Below are 18,144 nucleotides of genomic sequence, written 5' to 3'. Positions count from 1 at the left end.
CAACCATGAAATTCTTCAAGCCCCTGCTGATCGCCGCCCTGTGCGCCACGGCCCTCTCGGCCTGGGCCGACGTCAATGTCGGCGTGACCATCTCGGCCACCGGGCCGGCGGCGTCGCTCGGCATCCCCGAGAAGAACACCATCGCGCTGATGCCCAAGACCATCGGCGGGCAGAAGATCAACTACATCGTGCTGGACGATGCCTCCGACACCACGGCCGCCGTGAACAACACGCGCAAGCTGATCGCCGAGAACAAGGTCGACGTGATCCTGGGCTCGACCACCACGCCGGCCTCGCTCGCGATGATCGACGTGGCCAGCGAGGCACAGACGCCGATGATCTCGGTGGCCGCCTCGGCCCGCATCATCGAGCCGATGGACGCCAAGAAGAAGTGGGTCTTCAAGACGCCGCAGAACGACATCATGATGTCGCTGGCCATCGCCGAGCACATGGCCGCCAACGGCGTGAAGACGGTCGGCTTTATCGGTTTCTCCGACGCGTACGGCGAAGGCTGGGCGCAGGAATTCGCGAAAGCCGCCGACCTGAAGAAGATCAAGATCGTGGCCAACGAACGCTATGCGCGCTCCGACACCTCGGTCACCGGCCAGGCACTGAAGCTCATGTCGGCCAAGCCCGACGCGGTGCTGGTCGCCGGCTCCGGCACGCCGGCCGCGCTGCCGCAGAAGACGCTCAAGGAGCGCGGCTACACCGGCAAGATGTACCAGACGCACGGCGTGGCCAACGCCGACTTCCTGCGCGTGGGCGGCAAGGACGTCGACGGCACCTTCCTGCCGGCCGGCCCCGTGCTCGTGGCCGACCAGCTGCCCGCCAGCAACCCGGTGAAGAAGTCTGCGCTCGCCTACGTCGCCGCCTATGAAGCCGCCTACGGCAAGGGCACGGTCTCGACCTTCGGCGCGCACGCCTGGGACGCGGGCCTGCTGATGAGCTCGGCCGTGCCGGTCGCGCTGAAGAAGGCCCAGCCGGGCACGCCCGAGTTCCGCGCTGCCCTGCGCGATGCGCTCGAGCAGACCAAGGACGTGTCGGGCGCGCACGGCGTGTTCAACATGACGGCTGCTGACCACCTGGGCCTGGACCAGCGCGCCCGCGTGATGGTCAAGATCGAAAACGGCGCCTGGAAGTACCAGCCTTAAGCCATCCAGGCTTCGCGCCCTGCGTGTCGCCTCTCCCACCCCCGACCGGGGGCAACACCTGAGGTCCGGCACAGCCGGTGCCTCGGTGTTCTTGATCTGAATCACGGGCCCCGCCCGAAGGTTTTCATATGGACTTGCAGATTGCCCTGTTGCTGGGGCAGGACGGCATCGTGAACGGCGCGGTCTACGGACTGATGGCGCTCGCGCTGGTGCTGGTGTTTTCGGTCACGCGCGTGATCTTCATTCCGCAGGGCGAGTTCGTCGCCTTCGGTGCGCTCTCGATGGCGGCGCTGCAGGGCGGGCGCACGCCGGCCACGCTGTGGCTGCTGGTGGCGTTGGGCGTCATGGCGCTGGCCGTGGAAGTGTGGCGCTGGAAGCGCGGCGCGACCATCGACTGGCGCTCGGCCTTCACCTGGTGCGTGGCCTTCCCGGCGATCGCCGCGGTGCTGGTGCTGGGCCTCAAGCCCACGTCGATGACGATGCAGGCGGTGACCACGCTGGTGCTGATCGCGCCGCTGGGCCCGCTGCTCTATCGCCTGGCGTACCGCCCGCTGGCCGATGCCACGGTGCTGATGCTGCTGATCGTCTCGGTCGCGCTGCACGGCGTGCTGGTCGGCCTGGGCCTGTTCTTCTTCGGTGCCGAAGGTTCGCGCACCACGCCGTTCTCGGACGTGCGCTTCGATATCGGCGGCATCCCCGTGAGCGGGCAGTCGCTCGTGGTGGTGGGCGTCACGCTGCTCTTGGTGATTGCGATGTTCTGGTTCTTCGGCCGCTCCATGGTCGGCAAGGCGCTGCGCGCCACCGCCATCAACCGCGTGGGCGCGCGGCTCTCGGGCATTCCCACCGAGCTGTCGGGCGACCTGAGCTTTGCGCTCGCGGCGCTCATCGGCGCGGTGTCGGGCCTGCTGATCGCACCGATCACCACGGTCTACTACGACACCGGTTTTCTCATCGGCCTGAAGGGCTTCGTGGCCGCCATCGTCGGCGGGCTCGCGAGCTACCCGCTGGCGCTCGCGGGCGCGTTGCTGGTCGGCCTGCTGGAGGCTTTCTCTTCGTTCTGGGCCAGCGCGTACAAGGAAGTGCTGGTGTTCACGTTGATCATTCCGGTGCTGTGGTGGCGTTCGCTGCGCAGCCACCACGTGGAGGACGAGGAATGAGCGCGCCGTCGACTTCATCTTCGCCCGCCACCGCCGCGCACGCGGGCCGTCCGCTGGTCACGCCGCGCACGCTCACGCTGGCGTGCATCGTGGCGCTCGCGCTGGCCTGGGGCTGGCTGCCCGACTTCACCGTCGCGGTGCTCAGCAACATCGGCCTGTATGCGCTGGTGGCCGCCGGGCTGGTCATGCTGACCGGCGTGGGCGGCATGACCTCCTTCGGCCAGGCCGCGTTCGTCGGCATGGGCGCCTATGCCACCGCGTGGATCTGCACCTCGCCCACGGCCGCGGGCTGGCTGGGCGGCATCGCGGGTTCGGCGCTGGTGCCTTGGCTCGGCCTGCTGCTCGGCCTGGTGCTGACCTTCGCGCTGGCCTGGGCGCTCGGCGCGGTCACGCTCAAGCTGTCGGGCCACTACCTGCCGCTGTGCACCATCGCCTGGGGCCTGAGCCTGTACTTCCTGCTCGGCAACATGGAGTTCCTGGGCGGCCAGACCGGCATCACGGGCGTGCCGCCGCTGGTGGTGGCGGGCATCTCGCTGGCCTCGCCGCGCGCACTCGGCGTGGTGATCTGGGCCGTGCTGCTGCTGGCGCTGTGGGCGCTGCACAACCTGCTCGACTCGCGCGAAGGCCGCGCCATCCGCGCGCTCAAGGGCGGCCGGCTCATGGCCGAGTCGATGGGCGTCGACACGGCGCGCCACCGCATCAAGCTGTTCGTGCTGGCCGCGCTGCTGGCGGCGGTGTCGGGCTGGCTCTACGCGCACATGCAGCGCTTCGTGAACCCCACGCCCTTCAACCTGAACATCGGCATCGAGATGCTGTTCATGGCGGTGGTCGGCGGCGCAGGCCACCTGTGGGGCGCGGTGCTCGGCGCCACGCTGATCACGCTGCTCAAAGAGAAGCTGCAGGACATCCTGCCCGCGCTGCTGGGCACCAGCGGCAACTTCGAGGTGGTGGTGTTCGGCCTGCTGATGCTGTTCGTGCTGCAGCGCTTTGCCGACGGCCTGTGGCCCACGCTGGCGCGGCTCGTGAGCCGCTGGGTGCGGCCGGTGGCCAAGGCACCCGCCGCCAACGCAGCAGCACCGGCGGCGCAGCTCGCGCAGCGCGTGCTGCCGGCGGCGGGCACGATGCTGTTGCAGGCCGATGCGGTCAGCAAGCGCTTCGGCGGCCTCATCGCCAACAACGACATCTCGATGACGCTGAAGGCCGGCGAGATCCACGCGCTGATCGGCCCGAACGGTGCCGGCAAGAGCACCTTCTTCAACATGATCTCGGGCGTGGACGACCCCAGTTCGGGCCAAGTGCGGCTCGAAGGCGACGCCATGTCGGGCCGCCCCTCGCGCGCCTTCGCGGCGCGCGGCCTGGGCCGTACCTTCCAGCACGTGCGCCTGCTGGGCCAGCGCAGCGTGGTCGAGAACGTGGCGCTCGGCGCCCACCTGCGCGCCAAACGCGGCTGGCTCGCGGCGATGCTGCGGCTGGACCGCGCCGAAGAGGCCGCGCTGATGGCCGAAGCCCGCAAGCAGATCGAGCGCTGCGGCCTGGGCGCGCACGCCGACACACCGGCCGCCTCGCTCTCGCTGGGGCAGCAGCGTGTGGTCGAGATCGCACGCGCGCTCGCCGGCCAGCCCTCGGTGCTGCTGCTGGACGAACCCGCCGCCGGCCTGCGCCATCTTGAAAAGCGCGCGCTCTCCGAGCTGCTGGGCCAGCTGCGTGCCGAAGGCCTGGGCATCCTCGTGGTGGAGCACGACATGGAGTTCGTGATGAACCTCGCCGACCGCATCACCGTGCTCGAGTTCGGCACCGTGATCGCCACCGGCACGCCGGCCGAAGTGCAGGCCAACCCGCGCGTGCTCGAGGCCTACCTGGGCGGCGCCGACGACGAACTGCTGGAAGACGCCCGATGAGCCATCCCATTCTTCAACTGGAAGACTTCTGCGTCGCCTACCGCACTGTCGAGGCGGTGCACAGCGTGCGCCTGCACGTGAACGAAGGCGAGATCGTCACCGTGATCGGCCCCAACGGCGCCGGCAAGACCACGTTGCTGTGCGCGGCCATGGGCCTGCTGGTGTCGAGCGGCAAGCTGTCGCTCGATGGCGAGCGCATCGCACGCCCGGGCGTCGAGACCATGGTGGCGCGCGGCGTGGCGCTGGTGCCCGAGCGGCGCGAGCTGTTCGGCGAGATGTCGGTCGAAGACAACCTGCTGCTCGGCGGCTTCTACCAGTGGCGCAAGGGCCAGCGCGACCAGCGCGCGCGCATGGACGAGATCTTCGAGATCTTTCCGCGCCTGAAGGAGCGCCGTCCGCAGATGGCCTCCACGCTCTCCGGCGGCGAGCGCCAGATGCTGGCCATCGGCCGCGCGCTCATGGCGCGCCCGCGCCTGCTGATGCTCGACGAGCCTTCGCTGGGCCTGGCCCCGCTGGTGGTGCGCGAGGTGCTGCGCGTGGTGTCGCAGCTGCGCAAGCACGGCGTGTCGGTGCTGCTGGTGGAACAGAACGCCCGCGCCGCACTGCAGGTGGCCGACCGCGCCTATGTGCTCGAAATGGGCGCCGTGGCGCTCGAAGGCAATGCCGGCGATCTGCTGCACGACCAGCGAATCATCGATACCTACCTGGGCATCGGCAACAAGAAATGACCCCCGCGCAGCGCGCGCTCCGCGCCGCTGCGCCTTCCCTCTTCAAAGGACACGCGCCATGACCACCCTTCAAAGCTACATCGCCGGCCGCTGGATCGGCCAGGAAGCCGCGCAATCGCTGCGCAGCGCCGTCAACGGCCAGGCCGTGGCGAGCACGCACGCCGAGGCCATCGACTTCGCCGAGGCGCTGGCGCACGCGCGCCGCGTCGGCATCCCCGCGCTCATGAAGCTCGACTTCCAGCAGCGCGCCGAGCGCTTGAAGGCGCTGGCCAAATACCTGGCCGCGAACAAGGAAGCGCTGTATGCCGTGTCGGCCCACACGGGCGCCACGCGCGCCGACGGCTGGATCGACATCGAAGGCGGCGCCGGCACGCTGAGCGCCTACGCCAGCATTGGCACCAACGAACTGCCCTCGGGCAACCTCGTGCACGAAGGCCCGGCCTTCCCGCTGGGCAAGAAGGGCGGCTTCGCGGGCACGCACATCCTGGTGCCGCGCGGCGGCGTGGCGGTGCACATCAACGCCTTCAACTTCCCGGTGTGGGGCCTGCTCGAGAAGTTCGCGCCCAGCTTCCTGGCGGGCATGCCCTGCATCGGCAAGCCGGCCACGGCCACCAGCTACCTCACCGAGGCGCTGATGAAGCTCATCGTGCAGTCGGGCATCCTGCCCGAGGGCAGCCTGCAGCTCGTGATCGGCAGCACGGGCGACCTGCTCGACCGCCTCGAAGGCCCCGACGTGGTCACCTTCACCGGCTCGGCCGACACCGCCGCGAAGCTGCGCGTGAACGCGAACCTGGTGCGCCAGTCGATCCCGTTCAACGCCGAGGCCGACTCGCTGAACTGCGCGATCCTCGCGCCCGACGTGACGCCCGACGACGAAGAGTTCGATCTCTTCGTGAAGGAAGTGGCGCGCGAGATGACCATCAAGGCCGGCCAGAAATGCACGGCCATCCGCCGCGCGATCGTGCCGCGCCAGCACCTCGATGCGGTGGCCGAGAAGCTGCGCGCCCGCCTGGCCAAGACCGTCATCGGCGACCCCTCGCGCGAAGACGTGCGCATGGGCGCCCTCGCCTCGCGCGACCAGCAGGCCGACGTGGCCGAGCGCGTCGCCACGCTGCTGCAGGGCGCGGAGCTGGTGTACGGCGAACGCGACGGCTTCGCGCCCGTGGGCGACGGCGTGAGCGAAGGCGCGTTCTTCGCGCCCACGCTGCTCTTGAGCCGCAAGCCGCTCGAACACGATGCGGCGCACGACGTCGAGGCCTTCGGCCCCGTCAGCACGCTCATGCCCTACGACGGCATCGACGAAGCGCTGGCGCTGGCCGCGCGCGGCAAGGGCAGCCTCGTGGGCACGCTGGTCACGCGCGACCCGGCCATCGCCGCCAAAGCCATCCCGGTCGCTGCCGCCTGGCACGGCCGCCTGCTGGTGCTCGACCGCGAGGCCGCCGCCGAATCGACCGGCCACGGCTCGCCGCTGCCGGTGCTCAAGCACGGCGGCCCGGGCCGCGCGGGCGGCGGCGAAGAGCTCGGCGGCCTGCGCGCCGTGAAGCACTACCTGCAACGCGCCGCGCTGCAGGGCTCGCCCACCATGCTCGCGGCCGTGACCGGCGAGCACGTGCGCGGCGCCGCGCTGCACGAGAGCGAGGTGCACCCCTTCCGCCGCTACTTCGAGGAACTGCGCATCGGCGACTCGCTGCTCACGCACCGCCGCACGGTGGGCGAGGCCGACATCGTCGCCTTCGGCGGCATCTCGGGCGACTACTTCTACATGCACTTCGACGAAGAGGCGGCCAAGGCCTCGCCCTTCGGCAAGCGCATCGCGCACGGCTACTTCGTGCTGTCGGCGGCCGCGGGCTTGTTCGTGTCGCCCTCGCCCGGCCCGGTGCTGGCCAACTACGGCCTGGACACGCTGCGCTTCGTCAAGCCCGTGGGCATCGGCGACACCATCCAGGCGCGCCTGACCTGCAAGCGCAAGATCGACCGCAACAAGAAGGACGCGAGCGGCCAGGGCCAGGGCGTGGTGGCCTGGGACGTGGAGGTGACCAACCAGCTCGGCGAGCTGGTCGCGAGCTACGATATCCTGACGCTCGTCTCCAAGAAACCCACCACCACCTAAGCTCCACCTGATGTTCGATCTCACAGGCAAAGTCGCGCTCGTCACCGGCGGCAACGGCGGCATCGGTCTCGGCATGGCACAGGGCCTCGCCAAGGCCGGCGCCCGCGTCATCATCGCGGCGCGCAATGCGCAGAAGTCGGCCGCCGCGGTCGAATCGCTGAAGGCCCTGGGCAGCGACAGCTTCGCGCTCGCGCTCGACGTGACCGACGAAGCCTCGGTGCAGCAGGCCTTCGACGAGGTCGCCGCGCGCTGCGGCCGGCTCGACATCCTCGTGAACAACGCCGGCACCACGGTGCGCAAGCCGGTCGACCAGCTCGCGCTGGCCGAGTGGCACCAGGTGATGGACACCAACCTCACCAGCGCCTTCCTGTGCAGCCGCGCCGCGCACCCGCACCTCAAGAAGGCGGGCGGCGGCAAGATCATCAACATCGGCTCGATGATGTCGATCTTCGGCGCGCCCTACGCGCCGGCCTACGCCGCGAGCAAGGCCGGCATCGTGCAGCTCACCAAGTCGACCGCGCTCTCGTGGGCGGCCGACCAGATCCAGGTCAACGCCATCCTGCCGGGCTGGTTCGAGACCGAGCTGACCGACGGCGCGCGCACCCAGATCCCGGGCCTGTACGAGCGCGTGAAGGCGCGCGCCGCGGCCGGCCGCTGGGGCCAGCCTTCGGACATCGCAGGCGCCGCCGTGTTCCTGGCCAGCGCCGCCTCCGACTACGTGACCGGCACCGCCATCCCGGTCGACGGCGGGTTTTCGATCTCCGGCTGAGGCTTGCGGGCCGTGTAAATTCGGCCGCCATGCTCCTCTGGTTCCAGCTCTTTCTTTTCGTCGCCGGCACGGCCGCGCTGCTGTACGTGTCGCGCGGGCCGCTGAGCCAGCCCGGCTCGCACGGCTTCTACCGCTTCTTCGCGTGGGAATGCATGCTGGTGCTGATCGTGCTGAACCTGCCGGTGTGGCATGTCGATCCGCTCTCGTTCACGCAGTTGCTCTCGTGCGTGCTGCTGGCGCTGTCGATCTGGCTGCCGATCCACGCGGTGCGGCTGCTCAAGGCGCAGGGCAAGCCGAGCGAGGCGCGCAACGACGACCCGGCCCTGTACGGCTTTGAAAAGACCTCGGCGCTGGTGACCACCGGCGCCTTCCGCTACATCCGCCACCCGATGTACACGGCGCTGATGCTGCTGGCCTGGGGCGCGTTCCTCAAGCAGTTCACCTGGCTCACGCTGGCGCTGGTGCTGATGGCCACGCTGTTCCTGTTCCTGACGGCGCTGCGCGACGAGAAGGAATGCCTCGCGCATTTCGGCGACGACTACCGCGCGTACATGCGCGGCACGCGGCGCTTCATTCCTTTCGTGCTGTAGCGCCGGGCGCTTCGGGCGCGCCCTCTTCTTTCCTCGCGCCCCACCAGGCGGAAAGCACCAGCCCGCCCTTGCGCACCAGCAGCACCGCCATGACCACGAGCACGGCCCGCGACGCCACGTAGCCCGCGATACCGAGCACCGTGGACGGCAGCGGCTTGGACGCCCAGAAGATGACCCAGGTCGCCAGCCCGGCCATCGCCAGCCCGCCGACGACCAGCATCACGCCACCCACCATCCACGTGAGGATCGCCAGCCGCGCGGCCAGGCCGGTCAGGCGGTCGGCGCCGGGCCAGTCGCGCCAGGTCCACAGCGCGGCCAAGCCCAGCGACCCCATCATGGCCGCCAGCAGGCCCATGAGGCTGTAGCCGACGACGGTGATGATCTGGTTCAGGTCCGGCATGCAGGCTACGGCGCCAGGCGCGGCAGCGCCTTCGCATCGACCGCCTCGCCATCGACGATGAAGTGCCCGCCCGCCACATGGTGCAGCGTGCGCAGCTCGTCGTGTCCTTCGAAATGCCAGCGCCCTTCGGAGAACGCGCGCGCATCGGCCTGCGCCGCGATCACCTCGCCCAGGAACAGGTCGTAGCGCTGCTGGATCGGCGGCTCGGGCAGCAGCCGGCATTCGAGCCAAGCCGCGCAGCCCTCGAGCAGCGGCGTGCCGGTGGCGTCGCCCGCGAAGGTCGAGAGGCCGTAGGCGGCGAACTTGTCGCTGCCGTCGCGCTCGGCGATCTCGCGGCCCGAGCTGTTGCCCAGCGCCTCGGTCAGGTCGAGCTGCGCGCGCGTGGGCACCTGCAGCGCAAAGGTGCCCGCGCCTTCGAGCAGCACGCGCGTCCAGGTGCTCTTGTCGAGCACCACCGCCACCTTGGGCGGATCGAAGTCCAGCGGCATGGCCCAGGCCGCGGCCATGATGTTGCGCCGGCCGTCGTGCGCGGCGCTCACGAGGACGGTGGGTCCGTGGTTCAGGAGACGGTAGGCCTTGTTCAGCGGAACCGGCCGGCGGTGAGAGGCATTCATGCGCGTGGGGCTCGCGCAGGCGAGCCCGGAGGATGGCGGCCCGCCAGCCTACCAGCAGGCGCCGGGCGGCTCAAACGCGCGGTTGTTGCCCGTCACGCCGCGTAGGCGTCGCACAGCGCGAGGTACTCGTCGCCCGAAATCTCCAGCGCCGTCGCGCGGCGCAGCACGCGGGCCTTCGGCTTGGGCAGGTCGGTCTTGATCTGGATCTGCTTGCCGATGGGAATGCCCATGTAGTCCTGGTTGACCCAGGTGTTCTCGACGATGTTGTGCCACGGCAGCAGCAGGCCGTTCTCGAAGGTCAGGCCCTGGCGGCCGATGACGAAGGCGGGCGTTGCGATATTGGCCAGCGTGCGGATGCACTTGACCGCCAGCCACGCGGCCAGCAGGCCGAAGCCCGCCGCGATGAGGATGCCGATGTTCTTGTCCTGCGCGCGGATGCACAGCACGGCCAACACGACCGCCACCACCACCCAGAGCGTGGCACCGGCGATCAGCCGCGTGCGGGAGTAGAAGACGGGGCGGTCCTGGCGGGTTTTTTCCTGTTGGCTGGCGGAGCTGTAGATTTCCATTTTGTGAGTCGCTGTACTTTGGAGATTGAAGAAAGAAAAAGAAGGGCTCAGGCCGACGGCAGGCGTTGCATGAGGCAGCTCATCAGCACCGGCTCGTTGTCGATCTTCGAGCGATCGATCTTGCGGGTCTTGCCGTTGGCGACGATGAGCAGGTGCTCGTCGACGTCCATCGCTTCGGCATCGGACTGCGTGCGGATGGTGTCGATGCTCGACCACGCGATGAGCTGACCCTTGTGCACCAGCCCTTCGGCATTCAGTGCCAGCGCGCCGAAGGGCACGGTGTCGCCCGCATGCAGGCGCCGCTCCACGTCGTGTCGCAGCACCTCGCCGACGGCCTCTTCCACTTCGGCGACGAGCGCATACGGGTCGTCCCACAGGTCGAGCCGCAGGCGCAGCGTCTGGCCGTCGCGGGTGGTGAGCAGCAGGTGGTTGCGGTTGTGGCGATGGCGCAGCCGCGTCACGTCGGCGAAGGCAACGGTCTGCGTGCCCAGCTGCAGGCCGTGCGCGGTCAGCGTCAGCACCTGCGGGGTGCGCAGCCACGCGAAGAAGTCGCTGCCCTTCCAGCAGATCAGGTAGATCGCCGCCGGAATCGCCAGCACCAGCACGAAGAAGGCGCCCTTGTAGCGCACGAAGTCCGGCGTGATGAGGTACGGAAGGATGTAGATCTTGGCCGGCACCAGCACCATGGCGCAGAAGACATAGATCGCGGCCAGGCCGGCCAGCACACAGTAGAACGCGTAGCGCGGAAAGATGCGGTCGTGACGAAGGGGCATGTGAAGCAAGTACCCAATGCGTCGACAACGGGCGTGATGGCGTGGAGCTGAATTGCGCGCACGACCATACCAGCGGGAAGCGTCGCTCTCGAGGCTTCGCATGCGTTAACGCATCTTTTTTTTGAGCCGAGAACGCCCGCCGCGAAACCAGTTAACCGAGAAGATTTAAGTTTGATGCCTGCTTCGACACAAGCGCTGCTTAAGCATTCATGGCAACTCTGCAAGCAACGCGCGGTGTGCGATGCGCACCCGCGCAATCAGCGCTGCAACGTCGCCTGCCGCCTGAACTCGCTCGGGCTGCCGCCCGTGTGCGCGCGGAACACGCGGCTGAAGTGCGAGAGGTTGCCGAAGCCCGCGCCCAGCGCGATGTCGGTGATGGAGCGCGCGGCGTTCGCGGGGTCGATCAGGTCGCGGATGCTGGCCGCCAGCCGCTGGTGCTGGATGTAGCCGGTGAGCGTGTCGTCGTCGCCCGCGAAGGCCTGGTGCAGCAGGCGCTTGCTGCAACGCAGGGCCAGCGCCATACCGTCGATCGACAGCGCCGGGTCGCGCAGGTTCTGCGCCACGTGGCGGTGGATGCGGTCTTTCAGTGCCTCGCGCTGGGTCTGGGCGGTGCTGCGACCCGCCAGCTCCATGAGCGACAGGCGCACCAGCTGGATCAGCAGCTCGCCCGCGCCGCGCGCGGCGGCCTCGCTCATGTGGGGCAGCTCCAGGTAGGTGTTGCGCATGGTCTCCAGCGCCACGCGCGAGATGCCGCTGTCGCCGCCGATGCGCCGCGCCACGAGGTCGCCCAGCGGCAGCGCGGGCGAGGCGATCTGGTCTTTCGGCAGCATCACGATGAGGTGGTCGCTGCGCTCGGGGTTGGCCACGGTGTAGTCGAGCGTGGTGTCGTACAGCGTCCAGCCGCCCGCGCGCACCGCCGCCGCGCGCCCGCGCTGCGTGACCTCGGCCGAGCCCTGCCAGGGCGCGACGATCTTCAGGTAGGGCGCATCGCTCAGGCGCGCCATCTGCGGGGTGCGCAGCACGCGATGCCGGTTCGCCTCGAGCCGCGTGAGGATCACGTCGCCCGCGTGCGAGGACGCGAGGTGGCCGTCGAAATCGCTGTCGCCATACAGGTCGGAGCCGAGGCCGCCGAAGTGGCGCCACACCCACTCGCACCACAGCGGCCCGCGTTCCTTCGGCGGGATGGCGTCGGTGGACAGGAGCAGGGACGCGGTCATGGGGCGAAAGCAGTGAAGACGAAAGATTGCAGCACGGCAGCGGGATGCCGCGCATTGTGGAGTGCCCGCAAAGCCCTCGCCTTTGCGGGTTAACCACTAGGCGCCTGCACGCTGCGTCAAGTGCTTTGTGCGCGGCAGGCACAGCGGCAAAGGGCGTGCGTTTCTACGATCCCGGTCAGCGGGCGCATACCGACGCCCGGAAGGAGACCTCCATGCTTCACCCCACCCGCCGCCACTGGATCCAGGGCACGGCCACCGCGCTGGGCGCGGCCGCCGTCGCGCCGCAGCTGTTCGCGCAAAGCGCGCCCGTTCGCATCGGCTACGCCATCGCCCGCACCGGCCCCTGGGCCGCGGGCGCGCAGGTGAGCCAGGAACCCAACTACCTGCTGTGGGCCGAGCAGGTCAACGCCGCGGGCGGCCTGTCGGTGAAGGGCACGAAGCGGCCCATCGAGCTCATCGGCTACGACGACCGCAGCGAGACCGAGACCTGCGTGCGCACGTTTGAAAAGCTCATGGGCAGCGACAAGGTCGACCTCGTGCTGCCGCCCTGGGGGTCGGGTGCCAACTTCGCGGTCGCACCGCTGGCCAACCGCTTCGGCTACCCGCTGCTGGCGCCCACCGCCCTGTCGCGCAAGCTGATCGACATGCGCCTGCCCTTCTTCTTCTCGCTGCTGCAACAGCCCGACAAGATGATGGGCGCGCTGGTCGACATGCTGGTGGCGCAGAACGTGAAGACGATCACCATCGTCTACATGGACGACCTGTTCGGGCTGGAGAACTTCGCGGCACTGAACAACGCGCTGAAGAAGACGCAGATCCAGGTGCTCGACCGCAAGAGCTACCCGCTCGGCGTGAAAGACCTCGCGCCCGTGCTGCGCACCATGAAGGACCTGAACCCCGACGCCTTCATCGGCATCACCTACCCGCCGGACACCATCCTGGCGAGCCGGCAGGCGCGCGAGGTGGGCTTCAATCCGAAGTACTTCTACGCCTCGGTGGGCACTGCTTTCCAGCTCTACAAGAACGTGATGGCCGCCAACACCGAGGGCGTGATCGGCATGGGCTCGTGGAACGGCAAGACCAGCCCCGAGGCCAAGGCCTACTTCGATGCGCACACGAAGAAGTTCGGCAAGGAACCCGACCGCTGGGCCAGCGGCCATGCGTGGGCCGGCCTGCAGATCCTGCAGCAGGCGGTAGAAAAGGTGGGCCTCGATCGCAAGGCGCTGCGCGAGCAGATCGCGAAGAACGAGTTCAAGACCATCCTCGGGCCGATCCGCTTCGAGGGCAGCGAGAACGCGTCGATTCCCGGCACCGTGTCGCAGTGGCAGGGCAGCGACTTCGAAGTGGTGTGGCCCAAAGACCGCGCCACCGCGCAACTGATGCCGAAGCCGGCCTGGAAATAACAGCGTGTCGTTCTCTGGATGGGCCGAGCTCCTGGCCGGCGGATTGATCACGGGCGGCATCTACGCGCTGGTGGCCATCGGACTGAACCTGCAGTACGGGCTGATGCGCATCATGAACATCTCGCACGGCGAGTTTTTGATGCTCGGCGCCTTTCTCACCTGGTGGGCGCACACGGCGCTGGGCATCTCGCCGCTGGTGTTCATGCCGGTGGCCTTCGTGCTGCTGATGGCATTGGGCATGGCGGTGCACTGGTTGTGCTTCCGGCAGGTGGCGGCGCGCGCGCCGAACGTCGACGTGTTCGAGGCGCGCAGCCTGATGGTCGGCTTCGGCCTGATGTTCTTCGTGCAAAACACCGCCCTGCTTGTGTGGGGCGGCGACCTGCGCGGCTACGACTACCTGGCCGAACCGGTGCAGCTGGGCGAAATGCGCTTCACCGCCAACAAGCTCGTGCTGTTCGGCGTGGCGCTGGCGCTGAGCCTCGTGCTCATCGCGCTGCTCAAGCTCACGCTGCTGGGCAAGGCGGTGCGCGCGCTGATGCAGTCGCCCACCGGCGCGCAGCTGGTGGGCATCAACACCAGGCGGCTGCACCCGCTGATGTTCGGCATCGGCCTGGGCCTGTCCGGGGTGGCCGGTGCGCTGCTGTCGATGACCTACGAGATCTCGCCCTCGATGGGCGAGCCCTACACCGTGACGGCGCTGATCGTCATCACCCTCGGCGGCTTCGGCAGCATCGCGGGCAGCCTCGTCGGCGGCCTGCTGCTGGGCGTGGTCGAAGCGCTGGGCATGCACTACACGAGCCCCTCGCTCAAGATGCTGCTGTCGTACGCCGTGTTCATCGGCGTGCTGATCTGGCGGCCCAACGGACTGTTCTCCAGAAGATGAATTCCCTTTTTCAAAACAAACCGTGGTGGGTGCTTTGCATCGGCCTCGCGCTGGCGGCCGCCGTGCCGTGGGTCGCCAGCGAGTTCATCGCCTCGGTCGCGCTCGGCTGCCTGATGTACATCGCGCTGGCCACGAGCTGGTCGCTGTTCTGCGGTGCCACGCGCTACCTTTCGCTCGCCACTTCGGCCTTCTTCGGCCTGGGCGCGTATGCGAGCGCGACGCTGCTCGAGGTGCTGCCCTGGCCGCTGGTCATTGTGAGCGGCGCGGCCATCGCGAGCGCGGTGGCGGTGCTGATGGGTGCGGCCGTGCTGCACCTGCGCGGCACCTACTTCGCCGTGCTGACCTTCGGCATGACCGAGCTGATCCGCCATGCCGTCACCTTCGTGGAGAAGCAGGTCTCTGGCACCGTGGGCCGCGTGCTGACGGTGGTGCCGTCGAACGAGATGGTGTACCTCACGGTGCTGGCGATTGCGGGCGCGGCCATTGCCGCAGCGTTGCTCGTGAAGCGCAGCCGCTTCGGCCTGGCGCTGGCCGGCATCGGCGCCGACGAGCAGCGCGCGCAGACGCTGGGCGTGGACACGCGCCGCGTGAAGATCGCCGGCTTCGCACTCACCGCCGCCTTCGCCGGTGCGGTGGGCGCGGCGATGGCCGTGCGCTGGACCTACATCGAGCCTGCGGCCGTGTTCAGCCCCTTCATCGGTTTCCAGACCGTGCTGATCGCGATGATCGGCGGGGCCGTCAGCATCGGCGGGCCGGTGGCCGCGGCCATCGTGTTCAGCCTGCTGTCGGAGACGCTGCGGCTGCAGCTGCCCTACGGCTACATGATGGTGCTGGGACTGCTGCTGATCCTGTGCGTGATGTACCTGCCCAACGGCCTCGCGTCGCTGTGGCAACGCAAGGCGGCGGCATTGCGGAGGCATGCACCATGAAGGCCACGCCGCTTCTCGAAGCCCGCGACCTCACGGTGCGCTTCGGCGGGCTCACCGCCGTCGACGCCGTGAACGCCACGCTGCATGCGGGCGAGCTGGTCGGCATCATCGGCCCCAACGGCGCGGGCAAGACGACCTTCTTCAACGCGATCTCGGGCGTGGTCATGCCCACGTCGGGCCGGCTGCTGGTGGAAGGCGATGTCGACCTGACACGGCGCGGCCCGCACCTGTACGCCGCCCACGGCATCGCACGCACCTTCCAGACGCCGCGCGTGATGGCCGACATGACGCTCGAGGACAACGTGCGCTTCGGCATGCAGTTCGCGGGGCGGCGCCGCGCACCCATCGCGGGCCTGGGCAGCGCCGGCGAGATCCTCGACATGCTGGGCCTGGGCGGCCTTGCCACGCAGATCGCGGCCGACGTCACGCCCTCGCAGCAGCGGCTGCTCGAGATCGGCATGGCGCTGGGCACGCGGCCGCGCGTGCTGCTGCTGGACGAGGTGGCGGCCGGCCTCACCGAGGCCGAGGTCGATGCCATGGCGCGGCGCATCCGCCGCCTGCGCGACGACCACGGCCTCGCCGTCGTGTGGATCGAACATGCCGTGACCACGCTGCTGAAGTACGTCGAGCGCGTGCTGGTGCTGCACCAGGGCCGCAAGATCGCCGACGGCACGCCGGCCGAGGTCGTGCGCAATGCCGAGGTGATCGAGGCCTACCTGGGCGACGAGATGGAGGCCACGGCATGAGCGGCACGCAACTCACTGTGCGCGGTCTTGCGGCCGGCTACCACGGCTTCCAGGTCATCCAGGGCCTGGACCTCGACGTGACGCCCGGCGTCACCGTCGTGCTCGGGCCCAACGGCGCGGGCAAGACCACGCTGCTCAAGGCGCTCGCGGGGCTGCTGCCACGCACGGGCGAGGCGGTGCTCGACGGTGCGGCGCTGCCGTCCGCCGATGCCACCGCCTGCGTGCGGCGCGGCCTGGCACTGGTGGCCGAGGGCCGCCAGCTGTTCCCGCAGATGACCGTCACCGAGAACCTCGAACTCGGCGGCTGGCTCATTCCTGCGCGGCTGCGCGCCGAACGCCTCGCGCGCGCCTTCGACGACTTTCCGCGTTTGAAGGAACGCGCCACGCAGCTCGCCGGCACCATGAGCGGCGGCGAGCAGCAGATGGTCGCCGTGGCGCGCGCCCTGATGAGCGGGCCGCGCCTGCTGATGCTCGACGAGCCCTCGCTCGGCCTGGCGCCGCGCATGGTCGACGAGCTGCTCGCCATCGTGCGCCGCATCGCCGACCAGGGCGTGACCGTGCTGATGGTCGAGCAGAACGTGCGCAAGGCTTTGCAGGCCGCCGACCGCGGCTACGTGCTCGAACGCGGGCGCGTCGTCGCCTCGGGCGAAGCGCAGGCGCTGCTGCATTCCGACGCCGTGCGCCAGGCCTACCTGGGCGTGGCCTGAACACCCCTCTTCCTCTTTCTTTCTTGCAAAGGACACCCATGACCGACATCTCCATGCTCATCGACGGCGAACGCCGCGCGGCCACCGGCGGCGCCACCTTCGAGCGCCGCAACCCGCTGGACGGCGGCATCGCGACGCGCGCCCCTGCGGCCACGCCCGCCGACGCGGTCGCCGCCGTCGACGCCGCGCAGCGCGCCTTCGTCACCTGGTCGCAGACCGGCCCCAACGAGCGCCGCGCCTTGCTGCTCAAGGCCGCGCACGCGCTCGAAGCGCGCGCCGACGCCTTCGTGCAGGCCATGGCGCGCGAGACCGGCGCCTCGGCGCTGTGGGCCGGCTTCAACGTGCACCTGGCAGCCGGCATCCTCACCGAGGCCGCGTCGCTCACCACGCAGATCGCGGGTGAGGTCATTCCGTCCGACGTGCCCGGCAGCCTCGCCATGGGCGTGCGGCAGGCGGCCGGCGTGGTGCTGGGCATCGCGCCCTGGAATGCCCCCGTGATCCTGGCCACGCGCGCCATCGCCACGCCGCTGGCCTGCGGCAACACCGTCGTGCTCAAGGGCTCCGAACTGTGCCCCGAGACGCATGCCCTCATCATCGAAGCGCTGGCCGAAGCTGGCCTGCCCAAGGGCACCGTCAACTTCGTGACCAACGCGCCGGCCGACGCGGGCGCCGTGGTCGAGGCCATGATCGCGCACCCGGCGGTGCGGCGCGTCAACTTCACCGGCTCCACGCGCGTGGGCCGCCTCATCGCGCAGACCTGCGCCACGTACCTGAAACCTGCCGTGCTCGAACTCGGCGGCAAGGCGCCCTTCGTGGTGCTCGACGACGCCGACATCGACGCGGCCGTGGACGGTGCGATCTTCGGCGCCTTTGCCAACTCGGGCCAGATCTGCATGTCGACCGAACGCCTCGTGGTCGACAACGCCGTCGCCGACGAGTTCGTCTCGAAGTTCGCCGCCCGCGCACAGGCCTTGCCGCTCGGCGACCCGCGCGAAGGCCCGGTCGTGTTGGGCTCGGTCGTCGACATGAGCACCGTGACGCGCTGCAACGCGCTGATCGACGACGCCCTCGCCAAGGGCGCCGTGCTCGTGTGCGGCGGCAAGGCGCAGAACACGCTGATGCCCGCCACCGTGCTCGACCACGTCACGCCCGCGATGGCCATCTACCGCGAGGAATCGTTCGGGCCGGTGAAGGCGGTCGTGCGGGTGAACGGCGTGGAAGAGGCGGTGGCGGTGGCCAACGACAACGAGTTCGGCCTGTCGTCAGCGGTGTTCGGCCGCGACGTGGCGCGTGCGTGGAACGTGGCGCAGCGCATCGAGGCGGGGATCTGCCATGTCAACGGGCCGACGGTGCACGACGAGGCGCAGATGCCGTTCGGGGGGGTGAAGGCGTCGGGGTACGGGCGGTTTGGGGGGCGGGCGGGCGTCGAGGCGTTCACGGAGCTGCGGTGGATTACGGTGCAGACGACGGCGCGGCACTATCCGTTCTGACAGGCGCAGC

Annotated in this window: 18 protein-coding genes; 13 read left to right on the top strand and 5 right to left on the bottom strand. The window is 69.3% G+C overall.

The genetic code is table 11. The annotated features are described in order from the left end of the window. The first annotated feature begins 5 nt into the window (after positions 1–5). From AC07OX_RS06380 to AC07OX_RS06350, 7 genes are all read left to right on the top strand, one after another. Positions 6–1,151, top strand: coding sequence for an ABC transporter substrate-binding protein (locus AC07OX_RS06380; protein WP_487847869.1), 1,146 nt, complete (start codon positions 6–8; stop codon positions 1,149–1,151). A gap of 128 nt (positions 1,152–1,279) precedes the next feature. Beyond that, positions 1,280–2,308, top strand: coding sequence for a branched-chain amino acid ABC transporter permease (locus AC07OX_RS06375; RefSeq protein WP_062478648.1), 1,029 nt, complete (start codon positions 1,280–1,282; stop codon positions 2,306–2,308). Beyond that, positions 2,305–4,206, top strand: coding sequence for a branched-chain amino acid ABC transporter ATP-binding protein/permease (locus AC07OX_RS06370; RefSeq protein WP_447741527.1), 1,902 nt, complete (start codon positions 2,305–2,307; stop codon positions 4,204–4,206). The genes AC07OX_RS06375 and AC07OX_RS06370 overlap by 4 nt, the downstream gene beginning before the upstream one ends. Further along, positions 4,203–4,934, top strand: coding sequence for an ABC transporter ATP-binding protein (locus AC07OX_RS06365; protein ID WP_307584167.1), 732 nt, complete (start codon positions 4,203–4,205; stop codon positions 4,932–4,934). The genes AC07OX_RS06370 and AC07OX_RS06365 overlap by 4 nt, the downstream gene beginning before the upstream one ends. A 58-nt stretch (positions 4,935–4,992) precedes the next feature. Then, positions 4,993–7,044 (top strand): phenylacetic acid degradation bifunctional protein PaaZ, encoded by a 2,052-nt coding sequence (paaZ, locus tag AC07OX_RS06360; RefSeq protein WP_495260863.1) that lies wholly within the window; start codon positions 4,993–4,995, stop codon positions 7,042–7,044. A gap of 10 nt (positions 7,045–7,054) precedes the next feature. Next, positions 7,055–7,813, top strand: a complete 759-nt coding sequence (locus AC07OX_RS06355; RefSeq protein WP_495260864.1) for an SDR family NAD(P)-dependent oxidoreductase — start codon at positions 7,055–7,057, stop codon at positions 7,811–7,813. A gap of 29 nt (positions 7,814–7,842) precedes the next feature. Next, positions 7,843–8,403, top strand: a complete 561-nt coding sequence (locus AC07OX_RS06350; RefSeq protein WP_095949416.1) for a methyltransferase family protein — start codon at positions 7,843–7,845, stop codon at positions 8,401–8,403. Here AC07OX_RS06350 and AC07OX_RS06345 read toward each other — a convergent pair. The 5 genes from AC07OX_RS06345 to AC07OX_RS06325 form a co-directional block, all read right to left on the bottom strand. After that, positions 8,384–8,803 carry a hypothetical protein gene (locus tag AC07OX_RS06345; protein WP_495260865.1) on the bottom strand — a complete coding sequence of 140 codons (420 nt, stop codon included), beginning with the start codon at positions 8,801–8,803 and terminating at the stop codon, positions 8,384–8,386. The two genes, AC07OX_RS06350 and AC07OX_RS06345, sit on opposite strands and share 20 nt — an antisense overlap. 5 nt (positions 8,804–8,808) lie before the next feature. Then, positions 8,809–9,417, bottom strand: coding sequence for a flavin reductase family protein (locus AC07OX_RS06340; protein ID WP_495260866.1), 609 nt, complete (start codon positions 9,415–9,417; stop codon positions 8,809–8,811). 92 nt (positions 9,418–9,509) lie between these two features. Next, positions 9,510–9,986, bottom strand: a complete 477-nt coding sequence (locus tag AC07OX_RS06335) for a hypothetical protein (protein ID WP_062478668.1) — start codon at positions 9,984–9,986, stop codon at positions 9,510–9,512. Between the two features lie 47 nt (positions 9,987–10,033). Continuing rightward, on the bottom strand, positions 10,034–10,759 hold the full coding sequence (locus AC07OX_RS06330; protein WP_095949419.1) for a hypothetical protein: 726 nt from the start codon (positions 10,757–10,759) through the stop codon (positions 10,034–10,036). 257 nt (positions 10,760–11,016) lie between these two features. Next, positions 11,017–11,976, bottom strand: a complete 960-nt coding sequence (locus AC07OX_RS06325; protein ID WP_095949420.1) for an AraC-like ligand-binding domain-containing protein — start codon at positions 11,974–11,976, stop codon at positions 11,017–11,019. Between the two features lie 212 nt (positions 11,977–12,188). On the opposite strand from AC07OX_RS06325, the gene AC07OX_RS06320 reads away from it, so the two are divergent. From AC07OX_RS06320 to AC07OX_RS06295, 6 genes are read left to right on the top strand one after another with little or no spacing between them, the layout of a single operon-like run. Then, the gene (locus tag AC07OX_RS06320) at positions 12,189–13,379 is read left to right on the top strand and encodes an amino acid ABC transporter substrate-binding protein (protein ID WP_159275014.1); all 1,191 of its coding nucleotides are present in this window, start codon (positions 12,189–12,191) and stop codon (positions 13,377–13,379) included. 4 nt (positions 13,380–13,383) lie between these two features. Further along, positions 13,384–14,262 (top strand): branched-chain amino acid ABC transporter permease, encoded by an 879-nt coding sequence (locus AC07OX_RS06315; RefSeq protein ID WP_487847876.1) that lies wholly within the window; start codon positions 13,384–13,386, stop codon positions 14,260–14,262. Next, on the top strand, positions 14,259–15,191 hold the full coding sequence (locus tag AC07OX_RS06310; protein ID WP_495260867.1) for a branched-chain amino acid ABC transporter permease: 933 nt from the start codon (positions 14,259–14,261) through the stop codon (positions 15,189–15,191). Before AC07OX_RS06315 ends, AC07OX_RS06310 begins: the two co-directional genes overlap by 4 nt. Next, entirely contained in the window at positions 15,188–15,937 is a 750-nt protein-coding gene (locus AC07OX_RS06305) for an ABC transporter ATP-binding protein (protein ID WP_495260868.1), read from the top strand. The genes AC07OX_RS06310 and AC07OX_RS06305 overlap by 4 nt, the downstream gene beginning before the upstream one ends. After that, a complete protein-coding gene (locus tag AC07OX_RS06300) occupies positions 15,934–16,644 on the top strand; it encodes an ABC transporter ATP-binding protein (protein ID WP_307584179.1) in 711 nt (236 codons plus the stop codon). The genes AC07OX_RS06305 and AC07OX_RS06300 overlap by 4 nt, the downstream gene beginning before the upstream one ends. A 38-nt stretch (positions 16,645–16,682) precedes the next feature. Continuing rightward, positions 16,683–18,134 carry an aldehyde dehydrogenase gene (locus AC07OX_RS06295; protein WP_495260869.1) on the top strand — a complete coding sequence of 484 codons (1,452 nt, stop codon included), beginning with the start codon at positions 16,683–16,685 and terminating at the stop codon, positions 18,132–18,134. The last annotated feature ends 10 nt before the right edge of the window (positions 18,135–18,144 follow it).

Source organism: Variovorax sp. GW821-FHT09D07 (genome assembly GCF_059416345.1).
Note: the sequence above shows the minus strand (reverse complement) of the source record. Positions and strands in the feature narration are given on the sequence as shown.